The sequence below is a fragment of the Curtobacterium phyllosphaerae genome, assembly GCF_049341865.1.
In the GTDB taxonomy this organism is placed as follows: Bacteria; Actinomycetota; Actinomycetes; order Actinomycetales; family Microbacteriaceae; genus Curtobacterium; species Curtobacterium phyllosphaerae.
On the sequence record NZ_JBMPIU010000003.1, the window covers coordinates 402130 to 416760 of the forward strand.

Sequence of the window (14631 nt, forward strand, 5' to 3'; positions counted from 1 at the left end):
GCGCCGCACCGCGCCGCCCCGCACCGCCCCGCCCCGCGCCGCACCCCCGCCCCGCGACAGCTGTCCCCACTTCGGGGCGACCACTAACACCCCGCGCACCCGAGGCCGATAGCGCACTCTGAGCACGGATCGCTCGTCCCCGGCCACGGATCGGCCCTCGCCCCAGGCGTCCACCCCGCAGGTGGCCGTCGGCACGTGGAACGGCTGGCCATGCTCGAATCCGTGACGACCTCGGCGCTGCAGAGCGCGCTCGACGGTCTCTCGCTCCGGCAGAGGACGATCGCGAACAACATCGCGAACATCAACACGCCGAACTACCACGCCGAGAAGGTCCAGTTCGAGGACGCGCTCGCGAAGTCGGTGGACGAGGGCCACGGGGCGGCGACGGCGACCACCAAGCGGAGCCTCGAGCCGACGAACACGAACGGGAACAACGTCAACCTCGACGAGGAGACGCTCTCGAACATCGACACCGTCCTCCGGTACCAGTTCGCGACCCAGGCGATGAACTCCGAGCTGACCGCGGTCCGTGCGGCGATGCGGACGAACTCATGACGACCTTCGACGCGATCGGCATCGCGAGCACCGGCATGACCGTGCACCGCAAGTGGCTCGACGCCATCTCCGACAACATCGCCAACGTCAACACCGTCAAGTCCATGGACGACACCGCGTTCCAGGCCCGCTACGTCGAGGTCCAGGAGGGCGCCGGCACCTCCGGCGCGTACGTCAAGGGCGCCGCGTTCGGCAGTGCCGCGGGGCGCGTCACCTACGACCCGTCCAACCCGCTCGCGAACGCCGAGGGCTACGTGCGGATGCCCGACATCGACCTCGGGACGCAGATGGCGGACCTCATCATGGCCCAGCGCGGCTACCAGGCGAACGCCGCCGTGGTCGACCGTGCCAAGACCGCCTACGAGGCCGCGCTCCAGATCGGGAGGAGCTGATGGTCACCGCGATCAACGGGTTCAGCACGAACGCCCTGTCCGGCGCCTGGGGCGGGGTCGGTTCGACGTCCGCGACGCAGGGCATCGACGCCACGACCGCGACCACCGGCACGTCCGGTGACTTCGCCACGAGCATGGGGAACGCCGTCGACGGACTCCAGCAGCTCGAGGGCACGTCGAAGACGCTCGCCGTGAAGGCCGTCACCGGCAACCTCGACGACATCCACGATGCGACCATCGCATCCACCCGTGCCCAGGTCACCCTGGAGCTCGTCGCCGCCGTCCGCAACAAGGGCGTCGACGCGTTCAACGAGATCATGAGGATGCAGGCCTGATGCCCGTCGCACTCCGCAGCATGTTCGGCCGGTTCGGCACGACCGTCAAGGGATTCTCCGTCGCCCAGCGCACCATCGCGATCATCGGCATCGCCGCGGTCGTGCTCGGCGGCATCGCACTCGCGGGATGGCTCGGCAAGCCGTCCTACGCCCCGCTCTTCACCGGTCTGGCCGCGGCGGACGCATCGAGCATCACCGACCAACTGACCACCGACGGCGTGCCGTACGAGCTCGCCGACGGTGGGGCGACGATCCTCGTCCCGCAGGGCTCCGTGTACGCCGAGCGGCTCAAGGCGGCCAGCGCCGGGCTGCCGTCGTCGAACGAGGGCGGGTACTCCCTGCTCGACAAGATGGGCGTCACGGCGTCCGAGTTCCAGCAAAACGTCACCTACAAGCGGGCGATCGAGGGCGAGCTGGCCAAGACGATCAGCGCGATGGACGGCGTGCAGACCGCGTCCGTCCAGCTCGCGATCCCCGAGAAGAGCGTGTTCGTCGCCGACACGAAGGACCCGACCGCGTCGGTGTTCGTCGAGACGAAGGCGGGGCAGACCCTCACCGACAACCAGGTCTCGGCGATCGTGCACCTGACGAGCGCCGCCGTCGAGGACATGCAGCCGACCGACGTCTCGGTGGTCGACGCGAAGGGCAACGTGCTCTCCGCCGTCGGCACCGGGGCCACGGGGTCCGCGTCCGACCAGGCCGCCGACTACGACAGCGCGACCGGCAGCAAGATCCAGGCGATCCTCGACAAGATGTTCGGGCCGGGGCACTCGCAGGTCATCGTCGCTGCGACGATGAACCAGAACTCCGGCACGAAGACCACCGAGTCGTTCTCGCAGCCCACCACCGGACCGGTCGCCTTGAACGAGTCGAGCACGACCGAGCAGTACGGCAACGGCTCGGGCGCGGCCGGGTCCGGATCCGCGACGGGCGTGCTCGGACCGGACAACATCGCGGTGCCGAACGGCACAGCGTCCTCCGGGACCGGCACCTCCGGCGACGGCGGCTACACGAACGAGTCGAGCACGAAGAACAACGCGGTCGACAAGACGACCGAGACCACGACGATCCCGTCCGGTGCGCTCGACAACCAGTCCATCTCGGTCGCGATCGACAGCAAGTACGCCAAGGGCGCCAACCTGCAGACCGTGAACGACCTCGTCGCGAGTGCGGCGAACGTCGACCAGCAGCGCGGCGACAAGGTGAAGGTCGGCATCGTCGACTTCAACACCGACGCCGCGAAGCAGGCCGCGGTCGCGCTGAAGGCCGCCGACGCGCAGGCCGCGCAGGACTCGATGTGGTCGACGATCAAGATCGCGGCGATCGTCGCCGGGATCGCGGGCGTGCTCATCGCCGGGCTCATCGTCCTCGCCCGCCGGAGCCGCCGGGCCGAGCGCGAGGACGTCGACCTCGGCGAGCTCGACGCCTTCGGGGACAGCTTCACGATGCCGGTCGCACTCGACGCCGCCGCGGCCCGTCCCGCGATCGACTTCGAGACGCCGACCCAGGTCCTCGGCGTCCTCCCCGACGGCGACCTGCCGACGGAGGCGATGAGCTCCGAGGACCTCACGGCCGAGCGTCGCCGTGCCGACATCAGCGCCTTCGCGGAGCGCGACCCCGAGAAGACCGCCGACCTCCTCCGCGGCCTGCTCGACGACCGGACGTCGGTGTGAGCGCCGCCGTCGCCGGGCCCGGGTCGAACGCCGCCGCGCCGCTGACCGGTGCGCAGAAGGTCGCCGTCATCCTCATGCAGATGGAGACCGCCCGCGCCGCCGAGGTGATGAAGCAGTTCTCCGAGTTCGAGGCCGAGGAGATCACCGCCGAGATCGTCCGGATGCGTCGCGTCGACCAGAGCGTCGCGGACCGCACGATGACCGAGTTCCACCGGATGAGCATGACGGGCCGCCCCCAGAAGCGCGGTGGTCGTGACGCCGCGATCGGTCTCCTCGAGGCGTCGTTCGGCTCCGAGCGGGCCGCCGGCGTCATGGACCGGCTCGCGTCGTCGATGGCCGGCAAGTCGTTCGAGTTCCTCGACGAGGCCGAACCGGGACAGGTCGTGACGCTCCTCGACGGTGAACTCCCGCAGACCATCGCGCTCGTCCTCGCGCACCTCAAGGCCGCCCAGGCGTCCGCGGTCCTCGCCGGCATCGACGAGGAGGTCCGCACCGACGTCGCCCAGTCGTTCGCGACGATGGGCACCGCGACACCGGAGGCCGTCGGCATCGTCGCCACGACGCTCAAGGTCCGCGCCGGTGCGGTCGTCGCACCCCGCGCGACCGTCGAGGTCGTCGGCGGCATCGCACCGCTCGTCGACATCATCAACCGGTCCGACGTCGCCACCGAACGCGCCCTGCTTGACGAGCTCGAGGAGCGGGACCCGGAGCTCGCCGAGGACATCCGGTCCCGGATGCTCACCTTCGCCGACATCGTCAAGCTCGAGGCGCGCGACATCCAGCAGGTGCTCCGCGGCATCGACTCCAAGATCCTCGCGACGGCGATGAAGGGCGCGGACGCGTCGGTCACCGAGACCATCCGCGCGAACGTGTCCGAACGCAACCGCGACGTGCTCGACGACGAGATCTCGACGATGGGTCCGGTCCGGATGTCCCAGGTCGAGGAGGCGCGGGCCGAGGTCGTCCGCTCCATCCGCGAGCTCGAGGCGCAGGGCGTCATCACGATGCACCGCGCAGAGGAGGACGACTTCGTTGAGTGACACCCAGCTGCAGGCGCCCGTCTACGCCCGGATCGCCTACCCGGCCGTCGGCGTCCCCGCGGACGCGGAGGCGGTCGCCCGTGCCGCCCGGGTCGAGGCACGAGGGCACGCCGCGGGCTACGCGGCCGGTCTCCGCGCCGCCGACGCCGTCGCGGCGTCGCGTCGGTCGGAGGCGGAGGCGGAGTACGCCGCGCGCACGGCAGAGCTCGAGGAGCGGCACGCCGCCGGGGTCCGGACGCTCGCCGCCGCCGCGGCGGCGTTCGCAGCACGCGCGACCCCGGTCCTCGACGAGGCCGAGGGGACCCTGGTCGACGCTGCGCTGCAGCTCGCGGAAGCCGTCGTCGGACACGAGATCCGTGCCTCCCGTCCGTCTCCGGTCGCGCTGTCCGGCCGGGAGGCGCTGCCTGCGTCCGGCGCGTACGCGACCGTCGTGCGGGCGCTCGCGTCCGTCGACCGCACGGTCGTCACGGCGCTCCGGCTCAGCCCGGCGGACGCGGCCGCGGTCGCGGCCGACGACCTCGGGGTCCCGGTCGTCGCCGATGCGTCGCTGCAGGACGGCGACGCCGTGGTCGACCTGCCGAACGGTCTGCTCGACGCGCGGATCACGACCGCACTGGAGCGTGCGCGCACGGCGCTGCTCGGGGAGGACGTCGCATGACGGCGCTCCTCGAGTCACCGGCGTTCGCGTCGGCGCTCGCTGCCGCGCGTCCGCAGCGCGTCGGCGTCGTCGCGAGCGCCGTGGGACTCGGTGTCACGATCGCCGGGCTCGACTGCGCGATCGGGGAGGTCGTCGAGGTCGGTGTGCCCGGCACGGTGGGCTCGGCGCTCGTCGAGGTGGTCGCGACCGACGGCTCGGGGATCCGCTGCATGCCACTCGGTCGGCTCGCCGGGATCACCGCCGGGATGCCGGCACGGCCCACCGGGCGACCCGTCCTGGTCCCCACCGGGACGGGGCTCTTCGGACGGGTGCTCGACGGGCTCGGCCGGCCGATCGACGGACGCGGTCCGCTCGACTCCGACGGCGCCGTGCCGCTCGACCACGACACCCCGTCGGCCATGCACCGTGCGCGCATCGACGCCCCGCTGCAGCTCGGGGTCCGGGTGCTCGACACCCTCACCACCGTCGGCCGGGGACAGCGCATGGGCCTGTTCGCCGGGTCCGGTGTCGGCAAGTCGTCGCTGTTGTCGATGATCGCGCGAGGGTCCTCCGCCGCGGTGAACGTCATCGCGCTCGTCGGCGAGCGTGGCCGCGAGGTCCGGGAGTTCCTCGAGGACGACCTGGGGCCCGAGGGTCTCGCCCGCTCCGTCGTCGTCGTGTCGACGTCCGACGAGCCCGCGCTGATGCGACTCCGTGCCGCGTTCGTCGCGACCCGCATCGCCGAGTCCTTCCGCGACGCCGGGCAGGACGTCGTGCTCATGATGGACTCGCTCACCCGCGTCGCGATGGCGCAGCGCGAGATCGGGCTCTCCGTGGGGGAGCCGCCCGCCACCCGGGGGTACCCGCCGTCGACGTTCTCGGTGCTCGCCGGGCTGCTCGAGCGGGCCGGGACCGACCGGGTCGGGAGCATCACCGGGCTCTACACGGTGCTCGTCGACGGCGACGACCACAACGAGCCGATCGCCGACGCCGCGCGGAGCATCCTCGACGGCCACGTCGTGCTCGACCGCCGACTCGCGGTGACCGGGCACTTCCCGTCCGTCGACGCGCTCGGGTCGGTGTCGCGGGTCGCTGCGAAGGTGACGACGGACACCCAGCGGGCGTCGGCCCGCACGCTCCGCACGGTGATGGCTGCGCGGAAGGCCGCGCAGGACCTGCTCGACGTCGGTGCCTACCAGCGCGGCACGAACCCGCTCGTGGACGCCGCGGTCGACCACCAGGGCGCGATCGACGCGTTCCTGCAGCAGGGCATGGGGGAGTCCGCCCCGGCGGAGGACTCCTGGCAGCGGCTGGCAGCACTCGCACGGCAACTCGTCGGCCCCTCGACGCTCGGAGGCGCATGATGGCCAAGTTCCCCCTCGCCGGACTCCTCCGGCTCCGCCACGCCCAGCAGGACCAGGCCGGTGCCGCCCTCGCGGACGCGAACGACCGGATGCGGGACGCTGCCGACGCGCGGATCGCGGCACGTCGGACGCTCGCGGACACGCCGACCGGCGTCACCGACGCGGCCATGCTCAGCGCGGTCGCCGCGGCGCGTGCGTCGACGCGCGGCATGCTCGAGGAGCTCGACGCCGTCGCGCGCACCCGCCGACAGGCCGCGGACGCCGCACAGGCCCGCTACAACGACGCCCGCCGCGCCGCACTCGGACTCGAGAAGCTCGAGGGAGCGCACGTGACACGGACCGCCGCCGAGGAGCTCCGCGGTGAGCAGATCGTCCTCGACGAGATCGCCGCACGGATCGCCGTGCGTCGCGACGAGGCGGTCCGATGAGCGTCGACGCGGTGATGGCCCGCATCCAGGAGATCCAGAGCCAGATCCAGACGCTCCAGGGCGGCGCTCAGGCCGGGTCCTCGTCCGCCGCGGCGAGCGCCGCGTCGTCGTCGGCCTTCGCGTCCGCGCTCGCGGCCGCGGATCCGTCGACCGCGGGCGACACCGCGGCCGCCGGGGCCGGCGGGGCCGCTGCCGCCGGCGCTGCGACGCGGACGTCGGTCGACGCCGGGAAGGGCACGCTCGCGACCGGCTCCGGCGCGACGGGAGCCGACGTGCTCGCGGACGCGAAGAAGTACCTCGGCGTGCCGTACGTGTTCGGCGGTACGACCAGGTCGGGCATGGACTGCTCCGGCCTCGTCCAGACGGTGTTCAAGGACCTCGGCGTCTCGATGCCGCGCGTCGTGCCGGACCAGGCGAAGATGGGCGTCTCCGTCCCGTCGCTCGCGGACGCGCAGCCGGGCGACCTCATCATCCCGAAGGGCGAGGGGCACGTCGTCATCTACGCGGGCGACGGCAAGGTGCTGCATGCGCCCCGCCCGGGCAAGGACGTCCGGATCGTGGACAACTGGTACAAGGACTCGGACATCGCGACGATCCGTCGCATCGTCCCCTCGGCGGCCGACGCCGCGGCGAGTGCGGCGAGTGCGGCCAGGTCGGCGTCGTCGTCCGTGTTCGCGTCGCCGTCCGCCGGGCCGTCGCTCTCGTCGCTCGCGGGCCTCTCGAGCCTGTCCGGCCTGTCGAGCATGCCCGGCCTGTCGGGCCTGTCGGCGCTGTCGGGCCTGTCCGGCACGTCCGGGCTCGCGGGCCTGTCCGGCGCGTCCGCGAGTTCCTCGGGTTCGCTCGCCGCCGGCCTGCTCGGCTCCGGTTCGACGTCCTCCACCGACCTGCAGACCGCAGCGCTCTCGGCGCTCATGAACGGAGGCTCGTTCGCATGAGCATGATCACCGCTCCCACGACCGCGCCCGCCGCACGCCCGAGTTCGGTGCAGGCGCCCACCTCCGCCGACGGTGGTGAGGGCTTCGGCGCCGCGATGACGGCCGTCGCCCGCGACGACGCGGATCGGGGCTCCGAGCGAGGTCCTCGACACGAGGCTCGCCGCGACGACGGTCCGGGAGCCATTCGTGGCGACGACCTCGGCACGAGGCGTCCAGCCGGGAGGGACGCCGTCGGTCGACACGACCACGCGGTTGCGGCGACGTCGGGTCGCGCACGGCACACCATCGGCCGCGAGGACGGCGCGACGGAGGCGGACGACGAGCAGGGGAGCGCCGAGCAGGGGAGCTCCGGCGCGAACGGCCTCGTGGGCGGCGGTGACGCGGCGGGCGCCGACAGCACGGTCGGCGGAAGCACGGTCGGCACCGGGACCGCGGACGGCACGGCGAGCACGACCGGGGGCAGCACGACCGGCGGGGGCAGCACGACCGGCGGGGGCAGCACGGTGAGCACGGCCGGTACCACCGGAACCGATGGTCTCGTCGTCGGTGATGGAGCATCTCGCACGGGTGGCATCGTGGGGGTCGGTGCAGACGCCACGCTCGTCATGCCGAGTGCGCTCCTCCCGCTCGGCACGGCCGGTCCGGTCCGGTCGGCGGGTCCGGCCAGCGCGGCGGGTCCCCGCGGCACGGCGGTCGGCACCGCGGGTCCGCTCGGCGCGGCCAGTCCCGGCGTCTCGGCTGGTCCGCTCGGCTCGGCTGGTCCCGACGTCTCGGCTGCTGCGAACGCCTCGGCGGGTCCGCTCGGCGCGGCTGGTCCCGACGTCCCGGCGGGTGCGGTCGGCTCGGCCGGTGCGGTCGTCGCCGCGGGTGCCTCGTCCATGGCGGGATCGGTCGCTCCGACGGGCCCGTCGACCCCTGCGGGCCCGGCTCTGACTCCGCCCGTCGGTGCGGCCTCGGCCCCGGGCCAGGCCCCGACGCCCTCCGAGAATGCGGCGATCCGGAGTGCCAGCTCCGCCACACCCGGGTTCTCTGCGTCCTCGACGGGAGGGGTTGCCGGCCCGGCCGCCCCGGCCCCGGCCGCCCCGGCACCCTCCGCGGCTCCGGCACCTTCGGCGGCTCCGGCCGAGAACGCACAGAACCGGAGTGCCGTGGGATCGGGACCCCTGGTTCCTGCATCCTCGGCACCGGCCTCGGCCTCGGCCTCGGCACCGGCACCGGCGGCGACCCCCGCGGCGCCCCCGGCACCGGCGGCCCCACAGATCCGCACCGCGGAGCCGACCACGGCCACCGCACCCCGGACCGACGCCCCGGCGCCGACCGACCCCGGCGTGCAGGAGGGCCCGGACAGCCCGACCGTCGTGCCCGCGACGCTCCCGGGACCACTGTCCGTCGGCTCCGCGGTGTCGGTGAGCCCGTCGACCCCGACGGCCGCACCGACCCCGACCCCGCAACCGCCCCTCGCGCAGCAGCTCGCCCGACCGCTCTTCACCCTCGCGTCCGCCGGCCACGGGCAGCACGTCGTCACCGTCACGGTCGCCCCGGAGTCGCTCGGCCAGGTCACCGTCCGTGCACACGTCTCCGCGCAGGGCATGCACGTCGAGATGTTCGCCGCGTCCGAAGCCGGTCGCGACGCCGTCCGCGCGATCCTCCCGGACCTGCGCCGCGACATGGGCCAGACCGGCGTCAGCACGACCCTCGACCTGTCGAGCCAGAACCAGCCCTCGGCCGAGCGTCACGACCTGCCGCGGCAGGCGCCGTCGGTCCGGCCCGGTGACACCGGACGGGAGGCCCGACACCGCTCCGCCACGCCGGCACCGGCTGTGCGGACGCCCGGGTCACCGGGTCTGGACGTGCTCGCATGATCGTCCGTCACCGAGGACACCGCCGTCCCGACGAGACACCGCGCTCGAGGAGGGTGCGGCGTCCGGACGGCGGTGCCGGGTCGGCGTCCCCCGAGCCGGGGGTGCGGCGGGACTGACCGGCCGGACGCAGCGGTCGATAGTCCCGACAGCAGACCTCCGTCCGCGAGCAGCATCCCGTCCAACCCGCATGACCCACGCCCGTCCGCTCGACGGGCTCCGCGCCTCCATCCCGAATCCACGACCGAAGGACCACCGCATGGCACTCGACGGCATCACCGGTTCCGTGGACGCGGCCACCCAGGCCGCGGCCCTCGCCGCGAACAAGACCTCCTCGTCGCAGACGATGGACTCGAAGGTGTTCCTGAAGCTCCTCGTGACGCAGCTGCAGAACCAGGACCCGTCGAGCCCGATGGACACCAACGCGATGATCGGGCAGCAGACGCAGCTGGCGATGATGGAGCAGATCTCGAACCAGACCACGACGACGAACGAGAACTTCTCGCTGCAGATGCGGATCGCCGCCGCGAACCTCGTCGGCAAGCAGGTCTCGTACACCGACGCGGCGAGCGGCAAGGCCGTCACCGGGACCGCGACGGCGGTCTCGTACGCCGCGAGCGTCCCGACCGTCACCGTCAACGGGAAGGAGGTCGATCTCGACGTGATCTCCGGGCTCTCGACCACCACCGCCTGACAGCACATCGCTTCCTCCGGCCAGGACGGCCGGCACCACTCCTCCCGCACAGCACGGATGCGCCGCGGACCTCCTCAGCTGCACACTCCGAAAGGCCGCATCCATGCTCCGCTCGCTCTACTCCGGGATCTCCGGACTCCGCTCCCACCAGGAGATGCTCGACGTCACGGGCAACAACATCGCCAACGTCAACACCGCCGGCTTCAAGGCCTCGACCACCGTGTTCCAGGACACCCTGTCGCAGATGACGCAGGGTGCCGGCGGACCGCAGACGGGCATCGGCGGCACGAACCCGGCGCAGATCGGCCTCGGCGTCCAGGTCGCCGGTGTCTCCACGAACTTCTCGCAGGGCTCGGCGCAGGCCACCGGCAAGGCCACCGACCTGATGATCTCCGGCGACGGGTTCTTCGTCACCCGCCAGGGCAACGACACGGTCTACACGCGCGCCGGGTCCTTCGACTTCGACGCGAACGGCCGGCTCGTCACCCCGGACGGCAAGATCGTCCAGGGGTACTCGGCCACGAACGGCGTCGTCAACGACGGCGGCCAGCTCGGCGACGTCACCCTCCCGTTGAACGGTGCCGCGCCTGCCACGGCCACGACGTCGGCGTCGGTCGCCGGCAACCTGCCGTCGGACACGGCCACCGGTGCGACGATCACCCGCGACTCGGACGTGTACGACGCCTACGGCACGAAGCACACCATGACCCTCGCGTACACGAAGACCGACGCCGGGTGGAACGTCACCGGCACCGACGGGTCCGGCAACGCCGCATCGGGCACGATCACCTTCGGCGCCGACGGCAAGCTCGCCAGCGGCGGCACGCTCAAGGTCGGGAACATCACCGCCGACATGACGAGCCTCACCGGGTTCGCGACGCTCAACACGGCGTCGATCGTCAGCCAGAACGGACACGAGGCCGGGACGCTCCAGGGCTTCTCGCTCTCGAAGGACGGGACGCTCGTCGGCCAGTTCTCGAACGGGTCGTCCCTGGCGGTCGGACGGATCGCACTGGCGACCTTCGCCAACGCGTCCGGGCTCGAGAAGACCGGCAACTCCGGCTACCGCGCCACGGCGAACTCGGGCACCGCGAACGTCGGCATCCCGGGGTCCGCGGGCGTCGGGTCACTCGCCTCCGGCACGCTCGAGATGTCGAACGTCGACCTGTCGCAGGAGTTCACGAACCTGATCGTCGCGCAGCGTGGGTTCCAGGCGAACGCCCGCATCATCACCACCTCGGACGAGGTCCTGCAGGAGCTGACGAACCTGAAGCGCTAGTCGCGCTCCGGCGAGTGAGCACGGATCGTCGAGTCGCCTCCGGGTGGTCGACGATCCGTGCTCACTCGCCGTGCCCGAGCGGACCGGAGCCGGCGGCGTCACGGGCGTCGTCGACGACCGTGAGCGCCAGCTCGCAGAACATCGAGTCGGCCCACGAGAACCAGGCGCGCGAGAACACCCGCGGTTCGTCGACGTCGAACGACTCGTGCATGCGGCCCGTCCCGGCGTCGGTCGCGAGGAGCACGTCGAGCAGTTCTCGACGCCGTTCCGGCGTCCCGGTCAGACCCTCGACCGCCAGCGCGATCGGCCACACGCGTCCGGGCCGGGTGTGGGAGCTGCCGATGCCCGACGCCGCCGACCCGCTGAACCAGTACGGGTTCGCCGGACCGAGGACGTGTCGGCGCGTCGCGGCCGCCACCTCCGGGTCGATCACGTCGGGTGCGTCGATCGGCAACGACAGCAGGGACGGCATGTTCGCGTCGTCCATCACGGCCACGCCTCCGAGACCGTCGACCTCGTACGCGTAGACCCGTTCGCCGTCCCGCTCGACGATGCCGTGCTCCGCGACGCCCCGGAGGACCCCGTCGCGGAGGGCGTCCGCGTCGGCCGCGAGCGCTTCGTCGTGCCAGACCGCCCGCGCGACGTCCGCGACGGCGACGAGCGCCTGCGCGGCGTGCAGGTTCTCCGGGACGTTGTAGCCGAATGTGCCCGCGTCGTCGGAGGGCCGGAACGCGGACCAGGTCATGCCGGTGACCGCGACCGGCCGGCCACGACCGTCGCGGGCGAGCGTCTCGGTCGGGATCCCGATGTCCCTGACGAACCGGTAGGTCGACCGGTCGTGGTCCTGCTCCAGGGTCCACTGGTCGACGACGATCCGGCAGACCCGGTGCGACCGTTCGTCGAAGACGTCGTCCCGACCGGTGCGCCCGCGGAGCCGGTGGGCGAGGAGGATCGGGTACGCGAGGCTGTCGAGCTCGTACTTCTGCTCCCAGACCAGGGGGTCGTCGCAGCGGTCGCGCCGGTCGTGGTGCGCCCCGGACGGACGGCGGTTGAAGGCGTTCGCGTACGGGTCGTGCTCGATGAGTCGGAACTGGCGGCGGACGACCGCGGCGAGCAGCTCCGCCACCGGCGGGCACGCCGCGGCGAACCGCAGGTACGGCAGCATCTGCGTCGTGGAGTCCCGGAGCCACATCGCCCGGATGTCGCCCGTGATGACGAAGGCCGATCCGTCGTCGTCGATCGTGACGGTGTCGGTCAGCGTCAGCCGGAGGGCGTCCTCGACCATGTTCCCGGCTCGGAGCCCGACGGTGCTCCGGACCGCGTCCGCCGCTGCCCGGAGCATGGTCGAGACGGCCGGGTCGACGATCACCCGCGGACGGGGAGGGCCTGGAGCACAGGGGCGATGGTCCCGGTCCGCGCACCCTCGTACGCGGCGAGGATCATCCCGAGGACGGCGATGCCTTCCCGCTCGGTGTGGATCGGCCGCGCGCCGTCACGGAGGCAGCGACCGAACGCGCCGATCTCGGCGGCGAACGTGTCCACCTCGGGGAACACGACGGTCTCGCTCGTACCGTCGCGGAGGTCCCAGCGGAGCGTCGTGCCGTCGCTCGTCAGCGCGCCGAGTTCGCCGACGACACTGAACCGCTCGGTGCCGTGGGCGGGGTCGTACGCCCAGCTGGTGACCATCTGCCCGACCGTGCCGTTGTCGAAGCGGAACAGGGCCTGCGCCGAGTCCTCGCCCTCCATGAACGTCAGGCGGTGGGTGGAGAGCATCGCCGTCGCCTGCACCGGGACCCCGCCGGCGAGGTGCATGAGCAGGTAGCTCGGGTGGTAGCCGGTGTCGATCAGCTCACCGCCACCACTCTGCGCGGCATCCGCGCGCCAGCCCATGTTCGACGGGTCGAACTCGTTCCGGAAGCTGTCGGTGGTCCGGACCTCGTAGACCGTACCGAGGACACCGGACTCGATGAGCTCCTTCGCGCGGGCCACCGCGGGCAGGAACAGTTGGTTGTGGGCGCACATCAGGGTCACCCCGGCGTCGGACACGGCGGCCTGCACGTCACGGGCCTCGTCGGGGCTGAGGCAGAGCGGCTTCTCGCAGAGCACGTGCTTGCCCGCCCGCGCCGCGGCGACGATCGCGTCGCGGTGCAGGTGGTGCGGGAGGCAGATGTCCACCGCGTCGATGTCGGCCGTCGCGAGCATCTCGGCGTAGTCGGTGGTGAACGGGACATCGAGCTGTCCGCCCCGTCGTGCTGCAGTCTCGGCGTCGGCGTCGGCGACGGCGGCGACACGGATCAGGTCGGCGTGTTGCGCGTACCCCTCGATGTGCACGCCGGCGATGCCGCCGCCGCCGATGAGACCGACGCGGATGGGTTCGTGGGGCATGGGGTCCTCCCAGGGTGATCGAATGGTCGTCAGGCGCGGGCGGTGGCCGGCGGCGCCGCGCTCGCCGCCGCGTTCGCCGCCGCGTTCGCCGCGACGACGAGGCGGGTGAGGTCGACGGCGCGCGCGACGTTCTCGTCCGCGCGGGAACCGGTCGCGATGTGGTCGACCCACTGTGCGTAGGCGTCGGGCGAGTCGGCGGGGATCGGGATCGTGACCGGCTCGACTCCGTAGGCCGACCCGGCGGCGGTGACCCGTCCCTCCCGGTCGTCGTAGGAGACCCGGCCGGCGGTGCCGACCACCTCGATCGTGAACGGCACATCCGCGACGAACCCCGCCTCGATCACGCCGATGGCGTGCGACGGGTACCCGACCGTGACCACGGCGTGGTCCTCGACGGCACGACCCGTCATCGAGCGGTAGGTCGCCGTGACGCTGTCGGGGTGCGCGCCGAGGAACAACTGCGTGAGGTACACCGGGTGGCACCCGAGGTCGGTGAGGGCACCACCGATCGCGGTCTCCGGGTCGAAGAACCGCTCGGGCAGCCAGCCGGGTCCGCCGTCCCGCGGCAGGGCGCCGTCATGCGAGAGCCGCACCCGGGTGGAGGTGACGTCGCCGAGACGCCCCGAGCGGACCTCGTCGAGCACTGCCGCGGTGTACCCGTCGTACAGCCGTGGCAGGGAGACCTGCAGCACGACGCCCTCCGCGTCGCATGCAGCGACGACGTCCTGGCACTCCGCGACCGTCGGCGCGAGCAGCTTCTCGGTGAACACGTGCTTGCCGGCGTTCGCGGCCCGCACGATCACGTCGCGGTGGACGTCCGTCGACGTCGTGACCGTCACGGCGTCGACGTCGTCGCGTGCGAGCACGGCGTCGAGGTCCGCGATGAACGGCACGCCGAACTGCTCGGCACCGGCGCGGCCGCGCGCGGCGTCGTCGTCCCAGACGGCGACGAGCTCGGCAGCCGGGTGCTCCACGGTACGGCGCGCATAGTCACCGGCATGGACGTGCCAGAAGCCGAGCACGGCGACGCGGAGGGGTGGGGCGGTCATGAGTTC

General features: G+C 72.5%; 15 protein-coding genes. 12 read left to right on the forward strand and 3 right to left on the reverse strand.

The annotated features are described in order from the left end of the window. Nucleotides 1-210: 210 nt before the first annotated feature. The 12 genes from flgB to ACO0E0_RS07550 all read left to right on the forward strand — a co-directional run bounded on the left by flgB (nucleotide 211) and on the right by ACO0E0_RS07550 (nucleotide 11191). On the forward strand, nucleotides 211-555 hold the full coding sequence (flgB, locus tag ACO0E0_RS07495) for a flagellar basal body rod protein FlgB (protein WP_422870775.1): 345 nt from the start codon (nucleotides 211-213) through the stop codon (nucleotides 553-555). Next, complete coding sequence (locus tag ACO0E0_RS07500; protein ID WP_422870776.1) at nucleotides 552-947, forward strand: flagellar basal body rod protein FlgC; 396 nt, start codon at nucleotides 552-554, stop codon at nucleotides 945-947. Before flgB ends, ACO0E0_RS07500 begins: the two co-directional genes overlap by 4 nt. Beyond that, entirely contained in the window at nucleotides 944-1282 is a 339-nt protein-coding gene (fliE, locus tag ACO0E0_RS07505) for a flagellar hook-basal body complex protein FliE (RefSeq protein WP_479723448.1), read from the forward strand. The genes ACO0E0_RS07500 and fliE overlap by 4 nt, the downstream gene beginning before the upstream one ends. Continuing rightward, nucleotides 1282-2955: a flagellar basal-body MS-ring/collar protein FliF gene (fliF, locus tag ACO0E0_RS07510; RefSeq protein ID WP_422870778.1), complete on the forward strand. Its 1674-nt coding sequence runs from the start codon at nucleotides 1282-1284 to the stop codon at nucleotides 2953-2955. The genes fliE and fliF overlap by 1 nt, the downstream gene beginning before the upstream one ends. Next, nucleotides 2952-3995, forward strand: a complete 1044-nt coding sequence (gene fliG, locus ACO0E0_RS07515) for a flagellar motor switch protein FliG (RefSeq protein ID WP_422870779.1) — start codon at nucleotides 2952-2954, stop codon at nucleotides 3993-3995. The genes fliF and fliG overlap by 4 nt, the downstream gene beginning before the upstream one ends. Next, nucleotides 3988-4653 carry a FliH/SctL family protein gene (locus tag ACO0E0_RS07520; protein WP_422870780.1) on the forward strand — a complete coding sequence of 222 codons (666 nt, stop codon included), beginning with the start codon at nucleotides 3988-3990 and terminating at the stop codon, nucleotides 4651-4653. Before fliG ends, ACO0E0_RS07520 begins: the two co-directional genes overlap by 8 nt. Beyond that, complete coding sequence (locus ACO0E0_RS07525; protein ID WP_422870781.1) at nucleotides 4650-5996, forward strand: FliI/YscN family ATPase; 1347 nt, start codon at nucleotides 4650-4652, stop codon at nucleotides 5994-5996. Before ACO0E0_RS07520 ends, ACO0E0_RS07525 begins: the two co-directional genes overlap by 4 nt. Continuing rightward, a complete protein-coding gene (locus tag ACO0E0_RS07530; RefSeq protein WP_422870782.1) occupies nucleotides 5996-6424 on the forward strand; it encodes a flagellar export protein FliJ in 429 nt (142 codons plus the stop codon). Before ACO0E0_RS07525 ends, ACO0E0_RS07530 begins: the two co-directional genes overlap by 1 nt. Continuing rightward, a complete protein-coding gene (locus ACO0E0_RS07535) occupies nucleotides 6421-7359 on the forward strand; it encodes a C40 family peptidase (RefSeq protein WP_422870783.1) in 939 nt (312 codons plus the stop codon). Before ACO0E0_RS07530 ends, ACO0E0_RS07535 begins: the two co-directional genes overlap by 4 nt. Next, nucleotides 7356-9221: a flagellar hook-length control protein FliK gene (locus ACO0E0_RS07540; RefSeq protein ID WP_422870784.1), complete on the forward strand. Its 1866-nt coding sequence runs from the start codon at nucleotides 7356-7358 to the stop codon at nucleotides 9219-9221. The genes ACO0E0_RS07535 and ACO0E0_RS07540 overlap by 4 nt, the downstream gene beginning before the upstream one ends. Nucleotides 9222-9408: 187 nt before the next feature. Next, on the forward strand, nucleotides 9409-9912 hold the full coding sequence (locus tag ACO0E0_RS07545; protein ID WP_422870785.1) for a flagellar hook assembly protein FlgD: 504 nt from the start codon (nucleotides 9409-9411) through the stop codon (nucleotides 9910-9912). Between the two features lie 103 nt (nucleotides 9913-10015). Beyond that, nucleotides 10016-11191: a flagellar hook protein FlgE gene (locus ACO0E0_RS07550; RefSeq protein WP_422870786.1), complete on the forward strand. Its 1176-nt coding sequence runs from the start codon at nucleotides 10016-10018 to the stop codon at nucleotides 11189-11191. Nucleotides 11192-11252: 61 nt separating this feature from the next. On the opposite strand, the gene ACO0E0_RS07555 is transcribed toward ACO0E0_RS07550, so the two are convergent. The 3 genes from ACO0E0_RS07555 to ACO0E0_RS07565 are packed head-to-tail and all read right to left on the reverse strand — an operon-like array spanning nucleotide 11253 to nucleotide 14625. Next, on the reverse strand, nucleotides 11253-12560 hold the full coding sequence (locus tag ACO0E0_RS07555; RefSeq protein ID WP_422870787.1) for a glycoside hydrolase family 125 protein: 1308 nt from the start codon (nucleotides 12558-12560) through the stop codon (nucleotides 11253-11255). Then, on the reverse strand, nucleotides 12557-13576 hold the full coding sequence (locus ACO0E0_RS07560; RefSeq protein WP_422870788.1) for a Gfo/Idh/MocA family protein: 1020 nt from the start codon (nucleotides 13574-13576) through the stop codon (nucleotides 12557-12559). Before ACO0E0_RS07560 ends, ACO0E0_RS07555 begins: the two co-directional genes overlap by 4 nt. Before the next feature lie 29 nt (nucleotides 13577-13605). Beyond that, nucleotides 13606-14625: a Gfo/Idh/MocA family protein gene (locus ACO0E0_RS07565; RefSeq protein ID WP_422870789.1), complete on the reverse strand. Its 1020-nt coding sequence runs from the start codon at nucleotides 14623-14625 to the stop codon at nucleotides 13606-13608. Between the last annotated feature and the right edge of the window lie 6 nt (nucleotides 14626-14631).

Coding starts and splice junctions, on each gene's coding strand:
- flgB (WP_422870775.1), top strand. CDS start 211: ATGCTCGAATCCGTGACGACCTCGGCGCTGCAGAGCGCGCTCGACGGT.
- ACO0E0_RS07500 (WP_422870776.1), top strand. CDS start 552: ATGACGACCTTCGACGCGATCGGCATCGCGAGCACCGGCATGACCGTG.
- fliF (WP_422870778.1), top strand. CDS start 1,282: ATGCCCGTCGCACTCCGCAGCATGTTCGGCCGGTTCGGCACGACCGTC.
- ACO0E0_RS07525 (WP_422870781.1), top strand. CDS start 4,650: ATGACGGCGCTCCTCGAGTCACCGGCGTTCGCGTCGGCGCTCGCTGCC.
- ACO0E0_RS07530 (WP_422870782.1), top strand. CDS start 5,996: ATGGCCAAGTTCCCCCTCGCCGGACTCCTCCGGCTCCGCCACGCCCAG.
- ACO0E0_RS07535 (WP_422870783.1), top strand. CDS start 6,421: ATGAGCGTCGACGCGGTGATGGCCCGCATCCAGGAGATCCAGAGCCAG.
- ACO0E0_RS07540 (WP_422870784.1), top strand. CDS start 7,356: ATGAGCATGATCACCGCTCCCACGACCGCGCCCGCCGCACGCCCGAGT.
- ACO0E0_RS07545 (WP_422870785.1), top strand. CDS start 9,409: ATGACCCACGCCCGTCCGCTCGACGGGCTCCGCGCCTCCATCCCGAAT.
- ACO0E0_RS07550 (WP_422870786.1), top strand. CDS start 10,016: ATGCTCCGCTCGCTCTACTCCGGGATCTCCGGACTCCGCTCCCACCAG.
- ACO0E0_RS07560 (WP_422870788.1), bottom strand. CDS start 13,576: ATGCCCCACGAACCCATCCGCGTCGGTCTCATCGGCGGCGGCGGCATC.
- ACO0E0_RS07565 (WP_422870789.1), bottom strand. CDS start 14,625: ATGACCGCCCCACCCCTCCGCGTCGCCGTGCTCGGCTTCTGGCACGTC.